The sequence below is a fragment of the Prosthecobacter sp. genome (assembly GCF_044227185.1).
Classification (GTDB): domain Bacteria; phylum Verrucomicrobiota; class Verrucomicrobiia; order Verrucomicrobiales; family Verrucomicrobiaceae; genus Prosthecobacter.
The window spans coordinates 112,630-135,588 of sequence record NZ_JBGAFO010000017.1 but is presented as its reverse complement, the minus strand read 5'-3'; the positions used below and the strand labels follow the sequence as shown (position 1 = coordinate 135,588).

The window sequence follows — 22,959 nt, the reverse complement described above, 5'->3', positions numbered from 1 at the left end:
TGTTCCTGCTCGAAACCATCCAACGTTGGCAACGTCAGGTCCGACCATGAACATAAACTCTTCATCTCAACCGCCGGATGCGGAACCGCACGTCCGGTGGTGTGGGAGGACGGCGGGGGCAACCCCGCCTCCTACCCGATAGGGTGTCGTAAACCATCACAGGTCAGCCATGTGGCTGGAAAAGATCCATAAGGCGCCGCATAAGCACCAGCGAAGTGGTCCGCACATTCCATGTGCGGCATCTGGGCAGTCTCCACCACCCAAAACTCACGCAATAACCCTCAGACCCCTGTCTGCGCCCGCCTTCAGCTCCCTGATCCAAGGGCACTCAAGCCCCAGCATCCTTTCAAATAGCAGCACAGATGTCCCCGGTCCGACCTCCTGAAAACGCATCCGCGACAGTAGGCAGCACCCCCAATTTCTGCCTCTGCCTTACGCTGGGCTGCGCGAACTCAAACTAAATGCCAGGCATGAATGGCACTCGGTTAAGGCCGTGCGTCGTCAGTCTTGCACCCCCCATCGCATAGCGTCTTCGACAGTAGAATCTCTCTTTGCCACGACTGCGGCCATTCTCGCGCCAGCCCTGAAAGGGCTGCGGATTATAGCCCAGGGTCAGCCGAGTCTAAGCGAGGCGACCCTGGGTTACCGCATGCAAATCGGAAAGCAAACCCATCGCTTCGCCGGAGTCTGCCGGGTGCCAGCAGCGTCTGCAATACGCTCCGCTGTACGCCTGCGCACCGCAGCACCGAAAACCACGATCCCCTGCCTTAACCGAGTGCCATTCATGCCAGGCATTTAATTTATTCAAATAGCAGCACAGATGTCCCCGGTCCGACCTCCTGAAAACGCATCCGCGACAGTAGGCAGCACCCCCAATTTCTGCCTTACGCTGGGCTCTGCGGAACTCAAACTAAATGCCAGGCATTTAATTTACAACCCTACCTCAAACCATTGATAATAAACTACAAATATAGGAGCGTCGTAGCCTAAGTTGGCGCGCGCAGCGCCCCTCCGTCCGCTCCACGACCGTCCATACCCCTTCCTGCGTCCGCACGTTGCCCTAGCCTCAACCGGGCCTTTACAAGCGCTGCTGAATCACTCCCCACTCGCTGCCACACTCACCCCCATCACCCTCCCCGACCCGCTGCCCCTGCAGCAACTGCTGCAACTGCTGCAACTGCTGCAACCCATCGATTCCATGCCGCATCGCATCCCCCGCTTGCCACGACTGCCCCTTCACAAAACTCACCACCGCCGCCGCCAGCGCATCCGCCTCATGTCAACGGGATCGCATCTGCCTGCCGGGTGCCGCTCCCGATGTTGATTTATGGCTTCGCGGCCCGTCTCACCTCAATCTTGATGACCTGCCGTATCCAGCGGGCATGCCGTTTTTCCCTGGGCATCACAATGCGCAGCGGCCCCGTGGCGGCATCCAGTGGCTTGCCGTTTTTTTGCTCCGCCAGAATCACCGGGCCCTCGTTCGCCAGCGGATCCAGCTCCGGCAGCGCATACACGGCTTGGTAGCCGTCCGAGGCGCTCACCACCACATACAGTGACAGCGCCGGCCCGCGCATCTGCTCACCCATCGGCACTCCCGCGCTCTTGAGAATCTGGTGCAACGGCACGCCCGTGAACTGCGCCTTTTCTCCGGAATGCTCCGTCGCATCGATGGTTTGATGCGGCAGCAGTTCCAGATCCGCGGAGGTGAGCTTGAGTGGTTTTTCCACTTCGCCAGACACCTCCAGTGTCTGGGCGGAGATCTGGGCGGCAAAGGCGAGGAAGAGCAGCAGTCGCATTGCGGTATTGGGGTTAAAATTTCACCTGCACGTTCGCATACAGGGTCCGTCCGGCCAGGTAGTAGCCTTCGGTGATTGCGTAGTTGCGGTCGCACAGGTTGTGGGCTCCAAAGCTCAGCGTGGTCTGCCCCGGCAGACGGATGGCGATCTTGAGATTGAGCAGGGCGTAAGCACCCACCCCGGCGCCGCTGGAGAGGGAGAAGCGCGAGCTGTTGTACTCGGCGCTCGGAATGAGGCTGAGCCACTCCACCGGGCGGATGTCCGTCCAGGCGAAGAGGGCGTGCTTGGGCGTGTCGATCAGCTTCACATTCGGCTGGCTGATGTTCTTGCGGTCCAGGTAGGTGTAGTTCGTGCCCAGCTCAATGGCGCTGCAGGGCTTGTAGGTGAAGCCGAGTTCCGTGCCGAGGTTTTGCGATTTGCCCACGTTTTGAAGCTGAAACACACCGGGGGTGACATTGGCCACCGTCTGGATGGTGTTGTCCACCATGGCGGCAAAAAGGCTGGCATGGATGGAGAGCTTCTTGGTGAGATCACCGTCATAGCCGAAGTCGTAATGGATCGCGTGCTCCGGCTGCAGGTCAGGATTGGGCACGGCGGCGCCCAGCCGGTAGGAGTAGCGGTCCTTGATGGTGGGAAAGCGGCTTTTGCGCGCCACGGTGAGGTGGAAGGTGCCGTGTTCCGGCAGCTTGTAAAAGAAGCCGATCTGCGGATTGAGCGCCGAGAAAGTCTTGCCGCCCAGGGGACTGCCGGTGTTGGTGTCCACCGCTTCGATCACGCTGCGGCGGTCATAGCTGGCCCCTGCGGTCACGCTGAAGCGGCTGGTGAACTGATGGGTGTCCTCCAGCCCGAAGGAGGAGGTTACGTCTTCAAAGGTGTAGTAGGGCGCTCCCGCATTGTGCTCCTTGTGCCGGTCAAACTTGCCGTGCAGCGCCGCCTTCAGCGTGTTTTCCCCGGTCAGCTTCGTGCCAAGCTCCAGGCTGCCGCCCAGCGTGTAGTCGTCGTAGTAGCTCTGGAAGCCAGCGGGCGGGTTCTGCGTGTTGTAGTTCCCGTTGTTGTAGGCAAACAGCGAGTTGATGAACCGGTCAAAGTACAGGCGCTCCTTGATGTAGCTGCTTTTGTTGATCTGCGTGTGGCCGATGAAATAAACCGTCTGCTTGTCCCACTCCGGCCACTGCCAGTACCGCCGGGGCTGCTGCGCTGGCGGCAGCGTGCCCGCATACACCGGGTTCCCTTTCTCCCCGCGCTGCAAAATATAGCCCAGCGCGTACTCATCCGTCTTGTTCGGCATGTAGCCGATTTTGGCGCTCACCCGCCAGTCCTGGCGGTAGGCGTTGTCACGATTCCCGCCATTCTCGTTGGGTGTCGGGGCAAAGCTCTTCGACATGGGATAACTGTGCTGGGACAAAAAGGAGCCGCCGAGCTGCAGGTACCAGTGCTCGTTGCGGAAGCCGGCATTCAGAGCGGACTGATAGCCTCCCTGCTGCATCCAGCCGCCAAGCAGGTCCCCTTCAAAAGCCTTTTGCGGCTTGCGCGTGACGATGTTGATCGCGCCGCCGAGCGTGTTGGCTCCATAGGTCGCGGAACTGAAACCTTTGGACACCTTGATGTCCGCCACGTCCGCCGTGGTGAAGCGCTGCAGGTCCACGTAGCCGTCATAAGGCACATACACCGGAATCCCGTCGATGAAGATGGGGGTCTGGCGCAGATCAAAGCCGCGCACATAGGCGCCGGCTTCGTTACGGGGGCCGTTGTTGTTGGTGATCACGCCGGGGCTGAGCCGCAGCGCCTCCGATAGATCCTTTCGTTCAAATTTGCGGATGTCGTCAGCGCGGATGCGGCTGGCCATCGCATCCGCGCCGGTTTCCGCATCGGCCGTGATCACGACCTCCCCGAGTTCAAATGGCTGAGGCTCCGCAGCCTGCAATGCGGCGGAAAGACAAGCCGTCAAAAACAACGAGGGGAGAAAGCGTGGGAATGACATGATCATGTCATAATTAAGACATGATAATGTCACAAGCAAAAAGACCAGGCATCGCCGTCGGAAGGTTCATCTCCGGCATGAAAAGCATTCATTCACCGGCATGGCCGGTCAGGCGGGCCCCACAAGGTAGTCCAGAACCTCTCCCATCAGGGAGTTGATGCGCTCATAAGAGGCCGCAGGCACGGCCCGGAGCGAGGATTCCGACTGCACAAAGGCGGCCTCCACCAGTTCATCCCTGCAATGCGTGATCATGGCGTCGGCGCTTTGGGGCGTGGTTTCCAGATGGAACTGCAGGCCGATGACGTTTGCCCCGACCTGAAAAGCCTGATGTTCGCAGGCTGCGCTCCGCGCGAGATGGACCGCGCCCGCGGGCAGGTCGAAAGTCTCGCCGTGCCAGTGGAAGACACGCATGGTTTTGGGAAAGGCAAAGGCGGAGCCGGCGTGCGGCACAGCCTCGATGTCAAACCAGCCGATCTCGCGCTGTTTTCCCTGGTAAACACGGGCGCCGAGGGCACTGGCGATGAGTTGAGCGCCCAGGCAGATGCCCAGCACCGGGACGCCGCGCTGGATGGCGTCGCGGATGAATTGTTTCTCATCCACCAGCCAGGGCAGCTCGGCCTCGTCGTTCACGCTCATGGGCCCACCCATGGCGATGATCAGGTCCAGGTTGTCAATGGCGGGCAGGGTCCAGGGTTCAAAGAAACGGGTGCTGCTGAGACTGGCCGCCCGCTCCCGCAGCCAGGGCTCCATGCTGCCGATGCCTTCAAAGGGGACGTGCTGGAGAATGTGGACGTTCATAGGGAGCGGCTGGTTGTTAAGCGAAGTACGCGCGGGTGCAAAACAGAGAGTGGAGGCCATGCTGCTGGCGGATTGACTCCGCTGGGATTCCACCGCACTTTGACAGCATCATGTCAGCGGCCAGATCAATGCAGCATCCCGTGGCGGCGCGGCGCAGGGCGCGTGGCTGGTCGCAGGATGACCTGTCGGTGCGGGCGGGGATGCCGCGCAGTTCCGTGAGCGCCATTGAGGCGGGGCGGCTGACGCCTTCCGTCACGGCGGCCCTGGCGGTGGCGCAGGCGCTCGACTGCAGTGTGGAGGAGCTGTTCGGGCCGGGGAGCGGCGGCGCGCAGCCTGGAGAGGTGGCCTGGGCCTGGGAACCGCTGCTGGGGAAGGACCGGTACTGGGAGGCGGAGGTCGGCGGCTGCAGGTGGCTTTATCCGGTGGAGACGCTGGCGGGCAGTTCGTGGGCGCATGACGGCTTCTGCCGGGAGAAGGTGCTCAATGAGCGCGGCGCGTGGGATCCCCGGCAGACGCTGGTGCTGGCCGGCTGTGACCCCGCGGCGGGGCTGCTGGCGGCGGAATACGCGGCGGCTTCGGGCTTCCGGCTGCTGGCCTTCACACGGGGCGGCGGCGCGGCGCTGGGGCTCCTGCAGCAGGGGCTGGTGCATGTGGCGGCGCTGCACCGCTCCACCAAGGAGGAGCCGGAACTCAATGCGCAGACCGTGCGGGAAAAACTCGGCGGCGGCTACCGCCTGCTGCGCATCGCGGAATGGCAGGAGGGCATCGCGCTGCCGGCGCTGAACCACACACGGACCATTTCGGCCTGCAAGCGGCAGGTGCGCCGCTGGGCGGTGCGCGAGCCGGGCTCGGCGGCACGCGAGTGTCTGGAGGATCTGCTCGGCGAGCCGCAGTCCTCCAGGCACGTCATGTTCAGTCATCAGGCGGTGGTGGAGGCGGTGCGCGGCGGCTGGGCGGAGGCGGGGGTGTGCGTGAGGCTCTGTGCGGAGGATGCCGGGCTGCGTTTTCTGCCGGTGCGGAAGGAGTCGCTCGACCTCTGCTTTTCTGCCGCGATGGAGCGTGACCCGCGGGTTCAGGCGCTCATCCGGCTGCTGCGCAGCCAGGCGCACCGGCGGCTGATCGGCGAGCTGCCCGGCTATGACGCGGCCCACATGGGCGAGCTGATCACGGTTTGACCGGCTGGGCCTCCGCCGTGGGCTTCATGGACACGAGGCGGGTGGTGACCTGCTGATGGACGGGCATGGGCCTGCCCTCCACTTTGAGCTGAATGGAGGCGGCGAAGACGGCCAGGGAGATGGTCTTGGTTTCGAGGTCAAAGAAGACGTGGCCGTTGGCCTTGGAATTGTCCCCGAGGGTGACGGGGCGCTCGGTGGTGACCTCGCGCCCCTGGCTGTCCTTGTCAGGCCGGGATTTCATGGTGCCCTCAAAGGAGATCTGGGCCTGGCGGTGGCCTTCGCGGTCCACGATGCCGTCGAACTTGGCGTTCAGCTTCACCTGAACGGTACCGGCCTGGGGGAAGACGACGAACTCGTCGGTGATCCATTTGTCCCCGGGGCGGACGGGGATTTTGGGCAGGCCCATCTCCAGGGAGCGGCGGTAGAGCGCGGCGAGCTGGCGGGCGGTGGCGATGGAGGTGAGATCAGGCTCGACATCGCCGGTGACCATGGAGCCGAGGTCTTTGGCGTCGAGGAATTCGCCCTTGTCGCTATAAACGAGGGTGAAGCCCTTGCCGGCGGCACCGCCCAGGGTCTGCCGGAGCTGGGGGCTGGAGGACCCGGGATTTTTGGAGTCAAAGGCGTAGTTTTTGCCTTCAAAGCTCATTTCACCCACGAGGGACTGGATGAGGACGGCGGCCTCGGTCTGGCCGGAGGCGTTTTGTTTGACGGTGATGGAAGTGGTCTGCTGCAGGCTCAGCTTCTGGTCCGTGGCCTTGCCAAGGACGGTGAGAAAGTTGGTGGTCTCCGTATCAGACTCCTGGAGGTAGGTCATGCCGGGCACCCAGCGCAGCTTCAGCTCCACCGCGCCGTCCTGGGCCGGGGATGGCAGCGAGAGGCAAAAGAAGGAGAAGGCCAGAAGCGCGGCAGTGCGGAGCATGGGGCGAGGTAAGCGAGAGGCCGGAGGTTTGCAATACGGCACTCCTCTAAGGAGGAGCGGAATTCGGCATGGGAAAGAAATGAACTGGGGAGTTGGCACGCTTCCGGCTTAAACCTCCATTCGCAAAAGATTGGACCAGGAAAAAACATCTTCCCACGGTTCTGATCGTTGCAATTCGTGAACCACACTACTAATTGCCGTTAACCATGAAAAAAGTCGAAGCGATCATCAAACCGTTCAAACTGGAGGATGTCAAAGAGGCGCTCTCTGAAGTCGGAGTCGAGGGAATGACTGTTGTGGAGGTCAAGGGATTTGGCCGCCAGAAGGGCCATACCGAGATCTACCGTGGCAGTGAATACACCGTCGATTTCCTCCCGAAAGTGAAGATTGAGGTCGTCGTGGACGACAGCCGGGCCGACGCTGTGGTTGACGCCATCGTCAAGGCGGCCAACACGGGCAAGATCGGTGACGGCAAGGTCTTCGTCAGCGCGGTGCTTGACGCCATCCGCATCCGTACCGGCGAGCGTGGCGCTGATGCTGTGTCCAGCAGCTAGTTTCCCCCCCCAAAACTGCCAATCTACAAAAAACCCACCCTCGGTTCCGCCGTTGGTGGGTTTTTTGTCGTTCTGCGGGAGGGAATAATTGTGACGGTTTCGTCACATTGGCGCGGTCTGGTTGTCTTGACAGCCCTGGGGCTGCTCGCTCTAACTGCGGCCCCGTCCACGGGCGGGCCTTCCCATCATGATTTCTTTTCAAAAAATACTCGGCAAATCAGACGTGTTTTATGATCTGCTGGAATCCAGCGCCAGTCATGCCCGGCAGAGCGTCCAGTCCCTGCACAAGCTGCTTTCCGATGCCACCGCCCCGCAGAACCTGGACGCCTTCGTCGCAGCGCGGCGTGAGGACAAGAAGATCACCCAGCAGATCGACGAGGCGCTGTGCAAGACCTTCGTGACGGAGCTGGAGCGGGAGGACATCGAGGCCCTCTCCAATGCGCTGTACAAGATTCCCAAGACGGTCGAAAAAATCGCCGAGCGGCTGCTGATCTGCCAGGGCCGGCTGACCGGGGCGGATTTCTCCCGGCAGGTGAAGCTGATGGACGCGGCGGCCGAAGTCGTTCTCACCATGGTCATTGAGCTGCGCAGAAAGCTGCATCTGGAACGCGTCAAAGACCTGAATGAAAAGATCCAGCAGGTCGAGGGCGAGGCGGACAAGCTGATGGTGGACTGCCTGCGTGACCTTTACACCGCGGAAAAGGACGCGGTCAGGGTCATCATCCTGAAGGACCTCTACGACCTGATGGAGAAGGTGGTGGACCGCTGCCGTGACGCCGGAAACGTGGTGGCCCACATCGTGTTAAAGAACTCCTGAACGCCCACCGCGCATGACCCTCGTTCTTTCCGTGGTGCTGGTGGCGTTGATCTTCGAGTACATCAACGGCTTCCACGACACCGCCAACTCCATCGCGACCGTGGTGTCCACGAAGGTGCTGACGCCGCGCATGGCGATTGCCCTGGCCGCCTTGACGAACCTGGTCGGCGCGCTGTTTGGCACGGCGGTGGCAAAGACGATTTCCTCCGGGCTGGTGGACTCCGCGTATGTCACCGCGCAGACGATCATCTGCGCGCTGGTGGGCGGCATCATCTGGAACCTGATCACCTGGTGGTTTGGCCTGCCTTCGAGCTCCAGCCACGCGCTGGTGGGAGGGCTGGCGGGAGCCACGCTGGCGACCGCGAGCGGCAACTGGTCCGTGCTCATCTGGTCCAAGGCGCCGGAAGCGGGCAAGCACTGGTATGACGGCAGCGGCATTCTTTACAAGGTGGTGGTGCCCATGGTCAGTTCTCCGCTTGCCGGGCTTGTGCTCGGGTTCCTGATCATGTCATTTTTGTACCTGCTGATCTCGACGTTGAATCATTTTTTTGGATGGCTGAAGCCGCGCATGGTTGGCGCCTGGTTTGGCAAGCTGCAGATCGTCAGCGCGGCCGGCATGGGGTTCAGCCATGGGATGAACGATGCGCAGAAGACGATGGGGATCATCGCCCTGGCGCTGGTGGCAGGGACCAAGGCCGGCGACCTGGCGAATATTCCGGACTGGCTGGGCTTCCTCCGCATTGATTCGCTGGGGGCGAAGAGCGATCAGATCCCGGTCTGGATCAAGGTGACCTGCGCCCTGGTCATGGCGGCCGGGACGGCGGCCGGCGGCTGGCGGATCATCAAGACGCTGGGCCACAAGCTGGTGAAACTGCAGCCGGTGCACGGGTTTGCGGCGGAGACGACCGCGGCCACGGTGCTGCTCGCGGCAGCTCACTACGGCATGCCGGTTTCCACGACGCATGCCATCACCACGAGCATCATGGGCGTGGGCGCGGCGAAGCGCCTCAACGCCATCAAATGGGGAGTCGTCACACGTATCATCTGGGCTTGGGTCCTGACCATCCCGGTCACCGCGCTGCTGGGGTACCTGCTGTTTAAGATGTTTGGCACGCCGGTGGCCTAACCTCCACCAAGGCTGCGCGGAGAGCCGCCACCATGCGGTCGATTTCCTCCAGGGTGATGCAGAGGGGGGGCATGAGGACGATGGTGTTGGCGATGGGGCGGGTGAGGAGGCCGTGGCTGCGGGCGGCGAGGCAGACCTTTGCGCCGAGGCCGGGGTCGGGGGAGTCGAGGGTGATGGCGGCGATCATGCCGCACTGGCGGTAGCCGGGGAGATCCGCCATCAGTTCGCCCATTCGGGCGATTTTGGCGGGGAGCTGTTCCAGGAGGTGCTCATCGCGGAAGATTTGGAGGCTGGCGAGGGCGGCGGCGCAGCCGAGCTGGCTGCCGGCGTAGCTGTGGCCGTAGAAGAAGGTGCGGCCTTCGTGGGGTTCGCCGAGGAAGCCGTCAAAGACGCGCTCGGTGGTGAGGGTGACGGCGAGGGGGAGGTAACCGCCGGTGAGACCTTTGGCGAGGCAGAGGAAGTCGGGGACGACGTCTTCGTGCTGGCAGGCGAACATTTTGCCGGTGCGACCAAAACCGGTCATGACTTCATCCAGGATGAGGAAGACGTCCTGCGCGGAGCACCAGGCGTCCAGATTTTTGAGCATGCCCTGGGGCCAGAGGCGCATGCCGGCGGCGCCCTGGATGAGGGGTTCGATGACGACGGCGGCGATGCGGGAGCGGTCATCGGCGGTCAAGGAGTCGAGACTCGGAACGGTGATGACGCGGTAGCCGAAGTCGTTGCCGCTGCCCTTGAAAAGAGGGATGCCGCCGAGACTGGCGGCGCCGAGGGTGTCGCCGTGGTAGGCGCGGTCAAAGGCGATGAGGGTGTCGCGCTGCGGCCGGCCGTTCTGCTTCCAGTACTGCAGGGCCATGCGGACGGCGGACTCGATGGCGGTGGAGCCGTTGTCGGTGAAGAAGGCGCGGGTGATTTTGCTGCCGGGGAGGAGCTCGACGAGCTCCTTTGCAAGCCTGATGGCGGGCTCGTGGGTGAAGCCGAGGAAGGAGGTGTGGGCCACCCGGCCTAGCTGGGCGACGATGGCGGCATTGATGGCGGGATGGGCGTGGCCGTGGATGTTGGTCCAGATGGAGGCGTTGCCGTCGAGGTACTCCCGGCCGAACTGGTCGCGCAGGGTGCAGCCGCGGCCCTGGACGAGCATGAGGGGGGTGTGGTCTGGCGCACACCACTGGCGCATGGGGGTAAAGGGGTGCCAGAGGTGCTGTTTGTCGAGAGTGGGAAGGTCCGATAGGGGAGGCATCGTCTTGCGTTCTTCTTACAACAGCATCCTTTCCTGATGAACCGATGTTGTTTAAATTTTCAAAGGAATTAGTCTCTCTGGCTGCTTAAGGATGATGGAATCGCACCTGTCCGCTCCCAATCATTCACACCCTGCGAGTCAGCTCGCAGGGAACAGCGGGCTGTTTCCCGTGACCCTGTGGTCGATGATCCAGGCGGCGAAGCAGGAGGAGGATGTGCTGGCCGGGCTGGAAAGGCTGGCGCGGGCGTACTGGCGGCCGTTGTATGTGTTTGCGCGGCAGCGGGGTTCTTCGCACGAAGAGGCTTCGGATGAGGTGCAGGGTTTTTTCGAGCATCTGCTGTCGAGCGACATGCTGAGGAACGTGCAGCGGGGGGAGGTGCGGTTTCGGAGCTTTCTGCTGCGCTGCTTCACGAACTGGCTGCACAACGAACGCCACCGCAGCCAGGCGGCCAAACGCGGAGGTGGCGCGACACTGCTGTCACTGGATGTGGTGGAGGGGGAGATGGAGGACCCGGCGCTCGTGGAGGGGCAGTCCCCGGACAAAGCGTTTGACCGCGGCTGGGCGCGTGCGCTGGTGGATCATGTGATGAAGCGCCTGGAGGAGGAGCTGAAGCAGCGGGAGCGCAGCGAGTTTTTGCTGGAACTGCGGCAGCGGACCTTTGCCAGCCATGGCGAGGGGCCGGACTGGGAGGAAATGGCGGGCCGGCATGGGATGTCTCATGGCGCGGTGCGCAAGGCCGCCACGGACCTGCGGCGGCGTTTTGGGGTCTTGCTGCGCATGGAGGTGAGAAGCATTGTTTCAAAGGATGAAGAGGTGGACGACGAGCTGCGCTATCTGGTGAGCCTGCTGTCCATGGCTGCGTGAGGCGCCTTGGAACCGTCTATTTCATCCCTCTGCATGAGCGCCGCCGCCCCCACCCCCGAGCCACCCCACTGCCCCGTCTGCTCCGGACGGCTGGAGCGGGACGGCGTCTGCCTGGTGTGCCTGCTGCAGGAGGGGCTGGAGCCCGGGGCGGAGGAGGATGAGGCAGGGGCTGCGCCGTCCACGAGGTCCTTGACGCTGCCATGTGAGTTTGCGGGCTACCGGCTGGTGAGGGAGATCGCCAGCGGGGGGATGGGGATCGTGTATGAAGCGGAGGATCTCAAACTCAAGCGCGTCGTCGCCCTCAAGGTGGTGCGTCACGCGCACTTCGCCACACGGGAGGAGGCGGCGCGGTTCAGGGCGGAGACGCAGGCCATCGCCCAGCTGGACCACCCGGACATCGTGCCGATCTATGAGAGCGGCGAGGAGGATGGGATGCCATATTTCACGATGCGGCTGGCGGAGGGGGGATCGCTGGCGGAACGGTTGAAGAAGCGGGGGATCATGCCTGACCGGGAGGCGGCGACGTTCATGGTGAAGATCGCGCGTGCGGTGCAGCATGCGCACGAGCACGGGGTGCTGCATCGGGACTTGAAGCCGGCGAACATCCTGCTGGATGTGGCGGGAAAACCGATGCTGTCCGACTTTGGGCTGGCGAAGCTGCTGGACGCGGAATTTCAACTGACGCGAAGCAACGCGCATGTGGGCACGCCGCACTACATGAGCCCGGAGCAGGCGGCGGGGAAATCGAAGCAGGTGACAACGGCCAGTGATGTGTGGGCGCTGGGTGTCATCTTATACCAGATGCTCACAGACCAGCTCCCCTTCACCGGAGGGAGCGCGGTGGAGGTGATGAGGCGGATCACGCAGGAGGAGCCGGAGATCAGCTCCACGGGAAAGCTGACAGCAAGGAAGGAGCCGAAATCCAGTGAAGTGAGGCCGCAAAATGTCTCTGCGAGCACCCTGAGGCGAGTGCAGCCGGATCTGGCGACCTTGATTTTGCGCTGCCTGGAAAAGCAGCCGGCGCGGCGGCTGCCGAGCGCGGGGTTTCTGGCGGATGAACTGGAGCGGTTTTTGGCCGGCCAGCCGATTCAGTCGCGTTCCGTGGGCTCGTTTGAGCGACTGTGGAAGCTGACGCTGCGCAACAAGGCGGCCACGCTGGCGATCCTCGGCGTCTCAGCTTCGCTGATCGTGGGCAGCGTGGTGGCGGTCTATCAGGCGGTGAAGGCGCGTGCGGCGGAACGTGTCGCACTGAAGCAAAAACAAGAGTCGGACGAGATCGCGTCCATCATCCTGGGGGCGGTGCATGACACGGACGAGCATTTGATGGGCCGCGGCGTGGGCCCGGAGCAGGTGCGGGTGGAACTGCTGCAACGAGTGAGCGGGTTTCAGGGCGATCCGAGACGCAAGGCGGCGATGCTGGAGGAGATGTCCAGATTCCTGAACAAGCCGGCGGACCTGCAGATCTACCATGAAGCGCTGGCGGAGATGGAGGCCCGGCCGGACGCCGACGATCCGCTGCTGTGGTGCATGCGCTACAGGGTGGCGCTGAAAGAGATGCACATGACCGATGCTGCAAGCACGCAGGGCCGGGAATCCCGCGATGAACTGCGCCGGGTCATTGCCTGGCAGGAGTCGCACCTGGCTGCGGATGACGCGCAGATCTACAAAACCAAATTTGCGCTGGCTGAGGAGCTGGTGCAGGAGGTGAAAAGCCGGGAAGCTCTGCAGGAGGCCGAGGCGCTGCTGCTGTCGTGTCTGGTGAACTACAAAAAGAAGGCTGATGACTTCGACATCATTGTGGGGCGCATTGAGCTGATGACGGCGATTTACGGCCTGGGAAGAAAGACGGAGGCTTTAAACCTGGGACGTGAAACCTGCGCCTTCGCCATGGAAAAGTACGGCGCCGGACATTCGATCACCGGCCGTGCTTATGGACGTCTGGCAAAGCACTGCCGCGACGAGGGACTGGTGCGGGAGTCGATCCAGTGCGGGCGGCGTGCGATGGACATCTACTGGCACACGGTGGGGCCGGATTATGTGAGGGCCAAGGCCACTGTCAAAGCCCTGAGTCAGACGCTGGTGAAGTCGGGTGATCCCGCCGGCAACCTGGAACTGCTGCGCAGCGAGGTGAAGGTGTGCGATCAGCAGCTTGGACCGGTCCATGACTACACGCTGCTGCGGGTGGAGGCCCTGCTGGCCACATTGCGCCAGATGGGACAGGATGCGGAGTCGCAGGCACTGGGCCGCTCCTGGCTGGAGCGTGTGCGGTTGATCGGAGGCCTGCTGCCGCCCGAGGCTGCGGGCCTGCTCGTCCAGCAGTCCCTGACGCTTCTGAAAATGGGCCGCACCGCGGACGCGAGCACCTTGTTGCAGGAGCTTCCGGCCTTGATGACACGGCTGCCCGACGATCTCCCCTCCCTCGCACGCTTTCTGCCCCTGGCAGACGCCCTGCTGGAACGCGGCCGAGCCCATGAGGCGGGGATGCTCGCCCGGCGGCTCATCGTTGCCTGCGAACAAAAGAGGAGTGAAAATCCGCGGGTGGCCGGGCCCTTCATGGAAAAGGCGGCCCGAATCCTGCAGCGCACAGAAATGGACCGCCTGGTGGAAAAAGAGACCGGGCGTTGAAGTATCAAAGGTGATGATGAGTCCTGCTGACCACCAGTCCCCCTACTGCCCCGTCTGCTCCGGACGGCTGGAGCGGGACGGTGTGTGCCTGGTGTGCCTGCTGCAGGAGGGGCTGGAGGTGGCGGCGGAAGGCGGGCCGGAGGCGGCTGCGTCAGTGCGCACGCTGAGCCTGCCGTGTGAGTTTGCGGGCTACCGGCTGGTGAGGGAGATCGCCAGCGGGGGGATGGGCATCGTGTATGAAGCGGAGGACCTGAAGCTGAAGCGGGTGGTGGCCTTGAAAGTGGTGAGGCATGCGCACTTTGCCACACGGGAGGAGGCGGCGCGGTTCAAGGCGGAGACGCAGGCCATCGCGCAGCTGGACCACCCGGACATCGTGCCGATCTATGAGAGCGGCGAGGAGGATGGGATGCCGTATTTCACGATGAGGCTGGCGGAGGGGGGATCGCTGGCGGAACGGTTGAAAAAGCGGGGGATCATGCCTGACCGGGAGGCGGCGACGTTCATGGTGAAGATCGCGCGTGCGGTGCAGCATGCGCACGAGCGCGGGGTGCTGCATCGTGACCTGAAGCCGGCGAACATCCTGCTGGATGTGGCGGGGAGGCCGATGCTGTCCGACTTTGGGCTGGCGAAGCTGCTGGACGCGGAGTTTCAACTGACACGGAGCAACGCGCATGTGGGCACACCGCACTACATGAGCCCGGAGCAGGCGGCGGGAAAAATGAAGGAAGTCACCACGGCGAGTGATGTGTGGGCGCTGGGGGTGATGCTGTTTCAGATGCTGACGGACCAGCTTCCGTTCACGGGCGGGAGCGCGGTGGAGGTGATGAGGCGGATCACGCAGGAGGAGCCGGAGCTGAGCTCCAGCGGGAAGCTGACGGTGAGGAGGGGGCCGAAGAGCGGAGAAGCGCGGCCGCAGAGTGTCTCCGCGAGCTCGCTGCAGCGTGTGCAGCCGGACCTGGCGACGCTGATCCTGCGCTGCCTGGAAAAGCAGCCAGCGCGGCGGCTGCCGAGCGCGGGATTTCTGGCGGATGAGCTGGAGCGCTTTCTGGCGGGGCAGCCGATCCAGTCCAGGGCGGTGGGAACGGGAGAGAGGCTGTGGAAGCTGGCGCTGCGGCACAAGGCGGCGGCGCTGGCCATCGTGGGCACCTCGTTTTCCCTGGTGGCGGGCACGGGGGTGGCGCTGTGGCAGATGGTGATAGCACAGCAGGCCGAGAAAGTGGCGCTGAAGAACGAGGCGGAGGCGGAGGAGGTCTCCGCGATGATTTTGGACACGGTCAACGGGCTGGATGAGCTCAGCCAGGGCCGGCACATTGACATGGAGGAAATGCGGAAGCAGCTCCTGGTGCGCATCCATGAGTTTCAGGGAGACCCGGTGAGGAAAGCCAGCCTCCTCAACGGCATTTCCCTGGTCTATTCGAACAAGGAGTCCATCGCCGCCTGTCAGGAGGCGCTGGCGGAGGCGAGAAAGCAGCTGGGCCCGGACGACCCGGCGGTGTGGCTGATCCGCGCTGCGCTGGTTTCCAAAACCTCCCTTTTAAACCTGGGTTCCGCGGAGGCCATCGCCGAGTTTCGTGAGGTGCTGGCCTGGAAGCGGCGCTATTTCGGGGACAAGCATGCGGAGACGGTCTTTATCATGATCGATCTCGCGCAGGCGCTGATCGCCTCAGGGCAGGCCGGGGCGCAGGAGGCAGTGGCGCTTCTGGCAGAGGCCGGTGCGGCCGCGGATGTCAGCACCTTTTTGGACCCCGGTGTTGTGGTCAAAACTCACTTTTTGTATGCAGACGCCGTTTTCTACTCCGGCCGCCGGGAGGAGGGGCTGAAGCTCAGCCGGGAGTGCTGCCAGTTTGCCCGGCAGCGCCTGGGGCCGGATCATCTGCGCACGGCATTCACGTATGACAAGCTGGCCAGGCTGTGCCGGGAGGCTGAATTGTGGGATGAGGCGGTGAGCGCCGCCGCCACGGCTTTGGAATGCTACTGGAACTCGGTGGGTCCGGACAACGATTTTGCCAGCGGGTGCCTACGCAAGCAGTCGGAAACACTGCTGAGCCGGGGGCGGCTGGACGAACGGCTGGCGCTGCTGCGGGATGCCGTCCGGGTTTGCGATCAGGCGCTGGGCCCGCTGCATGCCATGACGCTGTTTCGGGTGGAGGCCTGCATCATCGCCCTGAACGACATGGGACGAAAGGCGGAAGGAGAGGCCATGGGAGAGGCCTGGCTGGAGCGGGTGAGAGGGCGGGACGGCAGCCTGCCGCCCGAGGCCGAAGACCTCCTGCGCGAGCACGCCCTGACGCTGCGGCTGCTGAAAAAGCACGCCCGCGCTGAGAAGGCGCTGCGGGAGCTGGTGGCGATGATGGACAAGGAAAAGGGGGACACGCTGCGGCGGTTTGCGGACGTCTCCAATCTGGCGGAAACATTGATCAACCAGCACCGGGCGGCGGAGGCGGCGCCGCTGCTGCGGGAGGTGGTGCAGGTTTTTGAGAAGCGTGGAAAGAAGGGAGACGGGCTGACTGGCTGGGCTCTGCCCAAGGCCAAAAAGCGGCTGGCAGAGGCGGAACAGGCGCTGGTGGCGCAGAAAACGGCGGGGGGGTAAATTTTTTTTTAGTCCGGAGGTAACACGGGCGGAGGGAAGCTGTGGATGGCGGATGCACGAACCCGTGCATACCCATGAAAACACGACACACCCTATTCCGAAAAGTGCCGCGAGCGGCGCTCGCAGCGATCATGTCGCTGACACTCGTCTTGAAACCGGCCTACGCGGTGGATCCCCTTGCAGGGGTTCCATTGACCGGCGCCAACACACTGGATGGCGCTGGCGGCACCATCAGTGGCAACAGCGGCACAGGCTACTTTGTCACTTCCGGCAGCCTCAACATCAGCAACGTGACCCTGCAAAACTTTCAGACGACCGGCGGTGCGGGCAGCGGGGGAGGCGCCGGCATGGGGGGAGCTTTGTTTATCAATTCGGGAGCCTCGGTGACCCTCAACAATGTCAACTTCCTCTCCAACAACGTGACTGGCGGCCAGGGTGGGGTGGGAAATGTCGGCGGATCACTGAACAACATGTTTAACACCGGCGCCTCCGCTGCCAGCGGAGCCAACGGGTACACGCCGACCCAAACCTCCTTTACCGACATCGGAGGTACAACCGGCACCAAGGGTTACAATGGTGCCAACAGCCTCACTGGCTTTGGCGGGGCCGGTGGCAATGGCGGAGCGGGAGGTGACGGAGGTGACCGCAGCGCGTCCTTGATCCTGGCTACCGTGACGGCCAGCACGGACCTGGTCGCGTGGGTGACTGATGTGGTGGATGCCGGTTCCAACCCATTTACGGCAAATGTCGCTGTCGGCCTCACGGCGAACCTGATCAGTGCGGGCATTAATCTGGGCAACTCGATTGCGGCTCTGGTCGATTTTGACAAGTCGTTGTCTGACGGTCAGATCGGCCTGGGCGGAGCCGCTGGCAAAGGTGGCATGGGCGGCAACAGCGGCTTCGGTTTTGGCGGTGCAGCCGGCGGTAACGGCGGCAACGGTGGAACGGGGGGGGCCAACTGGAGTGGTTCGGCCTATCACGGAGGGGCTGCCGGCGGCGATGCCGGAGATGGTGGCAACGGCGGCATGGGCGGTTTTGGTGCCGGTGGCGGCAAGGGCGGCAATGGCGGCCTTGGTGGTGGTGGCGCGGGCTGGTCAGCTTCCGCAGGCGTGGCCGCTGTCGATCCTGTGTACGAAACAATCGTCGTCCCGGCGGTCTATGACAAGGGTTACACAGCAGCCGATGGCTCCTGGGTGGAACTTGATGCCAATCTCAAGGCTGCGATAACTCCCTACTTCTTTGATAACGACAACAATCCTCTGACTCCCGACGTGCTGGTGACATCTCAGGTGACTTCTCCAGAGAAGACCATCCAGTACCTCAAGACTCCCGGCACGGCAGCGATTGCGGCGAGCCAGGGCGGCTCCCGCCCAGACGGCCTGGATGGTGCAGCGGGCAGTGGTGGCAGCGGCGGATTTGGCGCAGGCGCGGGAGCGAGCGGCACCGCCCCAGGAACGCTCGTGGCCGGTGGCAGCGGCGGCAGCGGCTACGGCGGTGCTATCTTTGTGCGCTCAGGGGCGACTCTCACCATCACTGGCAACGCCTTGTTTGATGGCAACGGCGCGCATGGTGGCAAAGGCCAGGCGGCGGATGGAAGCACGACGGCTGGAGCCGGCGGCGCTGCCGGGGGCTCCGATTTGTTCATGATGAAGGGCTCGACGGTGATTCTTGCGCCGGGTGCCGGCAACGTCATCACATTCAACGGCGATCCTTCTGGCAGTTCCATCGTGGACGACAGCGTACCCTCCGGAGTGGGCACCCCCACGCCGACAGGCCAGGGAGCGGACATCCACATCGTGAGCGGTCTGGTGCAGTTCAACGGTACGAATCTCTACTCCGGGCAGACCATCCTTGAGGGCGGCACGTTGCAGGCCCAGGACGGCACTGGAATCTACTTTGACAGCAACATCAACTTTGCCGACGTCAAAGCCTCCCCCGACGCCGTTCTGATGTCGAACGGGGATTTCACGCGCTATGTCGGGACGCAAAGCAACCGTGTGCAGTGGACGGGCAGCGGTGGCTTCGCGGCATCTGGCGGCGTGCTCAATGTCAAGCTCAGCAACAACCAGACGATGACCTGGGGCAGCGGAAACTTTGTGGCGACCGGCAGCGCGCTGGTGTTTGGCTCGCTTTACTCCACGGACGTGGTGAATTTCCAAAACAACATCAATCTCAACGGCGGGAACCGTACGATTTTGGTGACAGCGAACGACGCGGGCCTCAGCGGGGCCGCGGCCAACAGCGACTATGCCGTCATGAACGGCATCATCTCCAACGGTTCGCTGACCCTCGGTGATCTTGGTCACAGCGGCATTGTTGTGCTGACAGGAAAAAACACCTACACCGGCGCCACCACGATCAACGGCGGTGGTCTGGTGCTTTCAGGCAGCGGTTCTTTGTCCGGTTCAACGGCGGTGAATCTCGCCACCGGCACCAGCTTTGACATCTCTGGCATTGGTGCCAGCAGCCAGACCATTGCCTCGCTGACGGCAGCCACGGGTTCATCCGTGGTCCTCGGCGCAAAAAATCTCACGACGGGTGACTCCACCAGCACCACGGTGGCAGGTGTCATCAGCGGTGACGGCGGTTCCGTGACCAAGCAGGGCAGCGGTACCATGACTCTGACGGCGGCCAACACCTATACGGGCGCCACCACCATCACCGACGGCACAGTGGCGCTCGCGGGAGACGGCTCGCTGGCGGATACCTCACCCGTGAACATTACGGGCGCCACCGGCACCTTCGACATCTCGGCGATCAATGCTGACGGCGAAACGATTGGCTCCATCGCGGGCGTGGCAGGCTCCCAGGCAGTTCTGGGCGCGAAGAAGCTGACCGCAGGCGGCAGCGCCGACACAACGATGGCAGGTGTCATCAGCGGCAGCGGCGGCTCCCTGACCAAGACCGGCAGCGGCAAACTGACGCTGACCGCAGCCAACACCTACACGAGCGACACGACCATCGCCGCCGGCACGCTGGCGCTTTCGGCAGCGGGCTCGATCGCAGACACCAGTGCGGTGAAAATGACGGATGCGAGCAGCACCTTTGACATCTCGGCGAAAACCGACAGCAGCGAAACGGTGGCGTCCATCGCCAGCGTTGCGGGTTCCTCCGTGGTTCTGGGCGCGAAAAACCTCACGGCGGGCGATTCCACGGACACGACGGTGGCAGGGACCATCAGCGGCACGGGCGGCTCTTTCACCAAGACCGGCAGCGGCACGACGACCTTCACGGGAGCCGACACCTACACCGGTGCCACCACCATCTCTGATGGTACGCTGGCACTCTCGGCGGGCGGTTCTCTCTCGGACCTCAGCGCGGTGAACCTCAGCAGCGCCACTGGCGTGCTGGACATCTCCGGCATCACTGCCGCGAGCGAAACGATTGCGTCGATCGCTGGCGTGGCAGGCTCCAAGGTGTTCCTTGGCGCGAAGAATCTGACGGCGGGTGACGCAAGCGACACGACGATGGCAGGCGTCATCAGCGATGGCGGCATCGTGGCGGGAACCGGCGGTTCACTGACCAAGCAGGGAGCGGGCAAGCTGACGCTTTCCGGAGCCAACACCTACACGGGCGACACGACGGTGAAAGCGGGCACGCTGATCACCTCCGGCAATGAGCGCATTGCCAACGCCTCGGACCTCATCGTGGCCGCGGGCGCGGCGTTCCAGCTTGGCGGCAATGAGACGCTGAGCAGCATCTCGGGCGCGGGCAGCATCAACCTGCTGTCCAACTCGCTGACCAGCAATTCGGATGTGGACACCACCTTCTCTGGAGTGATGAGTGGAACGGACAGTTCCATCTTCACCAAGACAGGAACCGGCAAGCTGACGCTTTCGGGAGCCAGCACCTACACCGGGACGAGCAACTTCAACGGCGGCAGCGTGGATCTGACGGGCAGCCTGGAGAGCAAGGTGGTCAATGTGGCCTCCGGCGTGATTCTGGACAGCAAGGCAGGAGGCCTCTCCGCCTCTGCCGACCTGACCAACAACGGCACCATCAACCTTGGGTCCACCGATGACACGGTCAAATCCTACACCAGCACCGGCACGATCAACGGTCCCGGCACGCTGAACGCGTTGAACTACAACCTCAACGATGGTTCGGTGGTGCATGCCAACCTGGGCGCGGGCACGATCACCACCAACGGCACGGTGGATCTCTATGGCACGAGCGCGGCGGCAACGATTGTGGTGAATGCCTCAAGCGTGCTGAACCTCAAGGCTCCTGAGCTGATCCTGAACTCCGCCAGCGTCACGGTCAACGGCACGCTGAACCTCGACTACACGCCGGCTGGCACGGAAACCTTCCAGACTCTTCTGGGCTCCGGCATCATTCATACCAACGGCAATGCGCTCATCGTGGCGGACGGCGGCAACTTCACCGGCACGCTGGACGCTGCCGGCGCCACGCTCACCACGGGCGGCGGCAGCGGTGGCGGTGGCGGCGGCGGCGGGCTGACCCTCGGCGGAGGCGTGACCACCACGCAGAGCACCGAGATCGACAGCGGCCTCACCATCAAGAGCGGAGCGACGCTGAACAGCACCACGATCACCATCGCCAATGGCAGCACGCTGGACCTCAGCGGCGGCGGCACGATCACCTTCACCACCCTGACCAGCGTGAAAGGTGACGCTCCGGCCATCATCAACATCGGCTCGAATGACTTCATCATTCCGGTGGGTTCCACGCTGCAGGGGAACATCATCTTCGTTGGCACCGGGCACGTGATCAACAATGGCACCATCGCGCCCGGTTTCTCCCCGGGCTTCACGGTGCTGCCGGGCGGCGCGCAGGCTGACAACGGAGCCAGTATTTTCAATGTGCAGCTCGCTGCAAACACCGGCGTGGACGGCGTGGATTTTGACCAGAAGCGCGTTCCTGGATCTCTCACCGTCGCTGGCACGCTGAATGTTTCCGGCACCAGTCCTGTTCCGGGTCCGGCCTTCCAGCCTGCGCAGGGCAACTCGTTCCAGGTGATCTCCACCAACACGGCTGACCTGGCCGGGCACTTTGGCTCGATCGCTCTCACGGGCAGTTTTGCCACGGTGACATATGATCCCACCGGAACAGGCGTCGTGAACCCGAACGCCGCGGGTTTTGTCTTCGACCTGAACACGGGTAAAATCACCACCACGGGTCTCAACGGCCCCACCAGCAGCTACGCTGATCTGGGAAGCAACGACAACCAGAAGGCTGCCGCGGCCGCCATCTTCGCCGTAGCAACGGCGGGACACCAGAACCAGATCAACTCGTCCACAACGGAGGGCAAGCTGGCGCTGCAGATCACGGACTCCATTGGCAACTCGGCGGGCGACCTGGCCAAGTACACGCCGGATTACTACGGCTCCCTGGCGGACTACGCCTTCATGGGCAACCAGGTGCTGGTGCGCAGCATCCAGGACCGTGTGTCGCCGATGAACTATATCCCCGCCGAGATCGGCGAGGACAGCCTGAGCCAGGTGCCGGAGACGATGTCGGTGTTCATGGGCTACACGTATGCCAACCTCAACACGGCGGACGCGGCGAAAGCCACGCGCAACGACTACTATGCGGGTGTGAACCTGCTGGCGTCGGAGGACTACGTGTTTGGCATCGCCGGCAGCATGAGCCAGGGCAGCATTCATGCGGCGCTGGGCAGCGCGACCTCCACCGGCTGGGGAGCGATGATGTTCGGCCGCTATGTGGTGGCGAAGAGCTTCACGTTCTTTGGCAGCTTTGGGTTCAACCAGCAGAGCATGGACCTCAAGAGGCAGACGGTGAACGGGACGGTGACGGGCTCGACGGATGTGACGAGCTACGTGGGCTTCCTGGGGGTGCAGTACAAAGGGTGGAAAGTGGGCGGGGTGTCGATCGCGCCGCGGGTGTCGCTGAGCTACTCGAACTCGCGGGTGGGAGGGTTCAACGAGACGGGGGCGATTGATGCGCTCAACGTGGGAGGCTACCACAACAACCGTTTCATGGCGGAGGCTGGTGTGTCGGCGCTGTGGAGCACGGAGCTGGCGGGGAGAGGGTTCAACCTGGAAGTGTCGGCATCGGTGCAGCAGTACCTGCAGAACACGAAGAGCCAGATGGCGGTGAACGTGGCGTCGGTGCCGTCAGCAAGCTACGGGGTGAACTTCGCAGGGACGGGGAACACGCAGGCGGTGGCGCAGGTGAACGCGAGCTACGCGATCGCGAAAGCGGTGACGGCGTATGTGGGTTACGAAGGGCACTTCGGCAACCAGAGCATGCAGTACGCGAAGGCGGGCATCCGCATCAACTTCTAAGCGGTTTGGAAGCTTTCCGCCGCCCGGCTGGATGACCGCCAGTCATCCAGCCAGTGGCGGGGAGCAGCTCAGACAGCTTTGATCCACAACAGGCGCGACCTTTTCATGGGGGTCGCGCCTGTTCCATGTACGGGAAATGGCTTATCCGAAAGGGGGGGTAGGGGGCTTTGCACGCTTCCAGTGCAGGCCGCTCCTGTCCTTAAAACC

At 63.2% G+C, this 22,959-nt stretch carries 13 protein-coding genes; 8 read left to right on the top strand and 5 right to left on the bottom strand.

The window, feature by feature from the left end; translation table 11 throughout:
- Nucleotides 1-1,325 precede the first annotated feature (1,325 nt).
- The 3 genes from ACILSQ_RS28975 to ACILSQ_RS28965 form a co-directional block, all read right to left on the bottom strand.
- The gene (locus ACILSQ_RS28975; protein ID WP_395747190.1) at nt 1,326-1,796 is read right to left on the bottom strand and encodes a molybdopterin-dependent oxidoreductase; all 471 of its coding nucleotides are present in this window, start codon (nt 1,794-1,796) and stop codon (nt 1,326-1,328) included.
- 13 nt (nt 1,797-1,809) lie between these two features.
- Nucleotides 1,810-3,777 carry a TonB-dependent receptor plug domain-containing protein gene (locus ACILSQ_RS28970; protein ID WP_395747189.1) on the bottom strand — a complete coding sequence of 656 codons (1,968 nt, stop codon included), beginning with the start codon at nt 3,775-3,777 and terminating at the stop codon, nt 1,810-1,812.
- Nucleotides 3,778-3,885: 108 nt separating this feature from the next.
- Entirely contained in the window at nt 3,886-4,575 is a 690-nt protein-coding gene (locus tag ACILSQ_RS28965) for a type 1 glutamine amidotransferase (RefSeq protein WP_395747188.1), read from the bottom strand.
- A 110-nt stretch (nt 4,576-4,685) separates the two neighbouring features.
- Here ACILSQ_RS28965 and ACILSQ_RS28960 point away from each other — a divergent pair, with 110 nt between their 5' ends.
- Nucleotides 4,686-5,750 (top strand): substrate-binding domain-containing protein, encoded by a 1,065-nt coding sequence (locus tag ACILSQ_RS28960; RefSeq protein ID WP_395747187.1) that lies wholly within the window; start codon nt 4,686-4,688, stop codon nt 5,748-5,750.
- Here ACILSQ_RS28960 and ACILSQ_RS28955 read toward each other — a convergent pair.
- Complete coding sequence (locus ACILSQ_RS28955; RefSeq protein ID WP_395747186.1) at nt 5,740-6,669, bottom strand: hypothetical protein; 930 nt, start codon at nt 6,667-6,669, stop codon at nt 5,740-5,742. The genes ACILSQ_RS28960 and ACILSQ_RS28955 overlap by 11 nt on opposite strands.
- Nucleotides 6,670-6,875: 206 nt before the next feature.
- Here ACILSQ_RS28955 and ACILSQ_RS28950 point away from each other — a divergent pair, with 206 nt between their 5' ends.
- From ACILSQ_RS28950 to ACILSQ_RS28940, 3 genes are all read left to right on the top strand, one after another.
- Complete coding sequence (locus tag ACILSQ_RS28950; RefSeq protein WP_184344828.1) at nt 6,876-7,223, top strand: P-II family nitrogen regulator; 348 nt, start codon at nt 6,876-6,878, stop codon at nt 7,221-7,223.
- Between the two features lie 187 nt (nt 7,224-7,410).
- Entirely contained in the window at nt 7,411-8,040 is a 630-nt protein-coding gene (locus ACILSQ_RS28945; protein ID WP_395747185.1) for a DUF47 domain-containing protein, read from the top strand.
- Nucleotides 8,041-8,053: 13 nt separating this feature from the next.
- Nucleotides 8,054-9,166 carry an anion permease gene (locus tag ACILSQ_RS28940; RefSeq protein WP_395747184.1) on the top strand — a complete coding sequence of 371 codons (1,113 nt, stop codon included), beginning with the start codon at nt 8,054-8,056 and terminating at the stop codon, nt 9,164-9,166.
- Here the strand turns inward: ACILSQ_RS28940 and bioA are convergent.
- Nucleotides 9,138-10,403 carry an adenosylmethionine--8-amino-7-oxononanoate transaminase gene (gene bioA, locus ACILSQ_RS28935; RefSeq protein ID WP_395747183.1) on the bottom strand — a complete coding sequence of 422 codons (1,266 nt, stop codon included), beginning with the start codon at nt 10,401-10,403 and terminating at the stop codon, nt 9,138-9,140. The genes ACILSQ_RS28940 and bioA overlap by 29 nt on opposite strands.
- Before the next feature lie 94 nt (nt 10,404-10,497).
- Here bioA and ACILSQ_RS28930 point away from each other — a divergent pair, with 94 nt between their 5' ends.
- From ACILSQ_RS28930 to ACILSQ_RS28915, 4 genes are all read left to right on the top strand, one after another.
- Entirely contained in the window at nt 10,498-11,268 is a 771-nt protein-coding gene (locus tag ACILSQ_RS28930) for an RNA polymerase sigma factor (protein WP_395747182.1), read from the top strand.
- A 33-nt stretch (nt 11,269-11,301) separates the two neighbouring features.
- Nucleotides 11,302-13,893, top strand: coding sequence for a protein kinase domain-containing protein (locus ACILSQ_RS28925; protein WP_395747181.1), 2,592 nt, complete (start codon nt 11,302-11,304; stop codon nt 13,891-13,893).
- A gap of 16 nt (nt 13,894-13,909) precedes the next feature.
- The gene (locus ACILSQ_RS28920; RefSeq protein WP_395747180.1) at nt 13,910-16,483 is read left to right on the top strand and encodes a protein kinase domain-containing protein; all 2,574 of its coding nucleotides are present in this window, start codon (nt 13,910-13,912) and stop codon (nt 16,481-16,483) included.
- Nucleotides 16,484-16,557: 74 nt separating this feature from the next.
- Nucleotides 16,558-22,752 (top strand): autotransporter-associated beta strand repeat-containing protein, encoded by a 6,195-nt coding sequence (locus ACILSQ_RS28915; RefSeq protein ID WP_395747179.1) that lies wholly within the window; start codon nt 16,558-16,560, stop codon nt 22,750-22,752.
- Nucleotides 22,753-22,959 lie beyond the last annotated feature (207 nt).

Coding starts and splice junctions, on each gene's coding strand:
- ACILSQ_RS28975 (WP_395747190.1), bottom strand. CDS start 1,796: ATGCGACTGCTGCTCTTCCTCGCCTTTGCCGCCCAGATCTCCGCCCAG.
- ACILSQ_RS28915 (WP_395747179.1), top strand. CDS start 16,558: ATGAAAACACGACACACCCTATTCCGAAAAGTGCCGCGAGCGGCGCTC.
- ACILSQ_RS28920 (WP_395747180.1), top strand. CDS start 13,910: ATGAGTCCTGCTGACCACCAGTCCCCCTACTGCCCCGTCTGCTCCGGA.
- ACILSQ_RS28955 (WP_395747186.1), bottom strand. CDS start 6,669: ATGCTCCGCACTGCCGCGCTTCTGGCCTTCTCCTTCTTTTGCCTCTCG.
- ACILSQ_RS28925 (WP_395747181.1), top strand. CDS start 11,302: ATGAGCGCCGCCGCCCCCACCCCCGAGCCACCCCACTGCCCCGTCTGC.
- ACILSQ_RS28940 (WP_395747184.1), top strand. CDS start 8,054: ATGACCCTCGTTCTTTCCGTGGTGCTGGTGGCGTTGATCTTCGAGTAC.
- ACILSQ_RS28945 (WP_395747185.1), top strand. CDS start 7,411: ATGATTTCTTTTCAAAAAATACTCGGCAAATCAGACGTGTTTTATGAT.
- ACILSQ_RS28930 (WP_395747182.1), top strand. CDS start 10,498: ATGGAATCGCACCTGTCCGCTCCCAATCATTCACACCCTGCGAGTCAG.
- ACILSQ_RS28960 (WP_395747187.1), top strand. CDS start 4,686: ATGTCAGCGGCCAGATCAATGCAGCATCCCGTGGCGGCGCGGCGCAGG.
- ACILSQ_RS28965 (WP_395747188.1), bottom strand. CDS start 4,575: ATGAACGTCCACATTCTCCAGCACGTCCCCTTTGAAGGCATCGGCAGC.
- ACILSQ_RS28950 (WP_184344828.1), top strand. CDS start 6,876: ATGAAAAAAGTCGAAGCGATCATCAAACCGTTCAAACTGGAGGATGTC.
- ACILSQ_RS28970 (WP_395747189.1), bottom strand. CDS start 3,777: ATGTCATTCCCACGCTTTCTCCCCTCGTTGTTTTTGACGGCTTGTCTT.
- bioA (WP_395747183.1), bottom strand. CDS start 10,403: ATGCCTCCCCTATCGGACCTTCCCACTCTCGACAAACAGCACCTCTGG.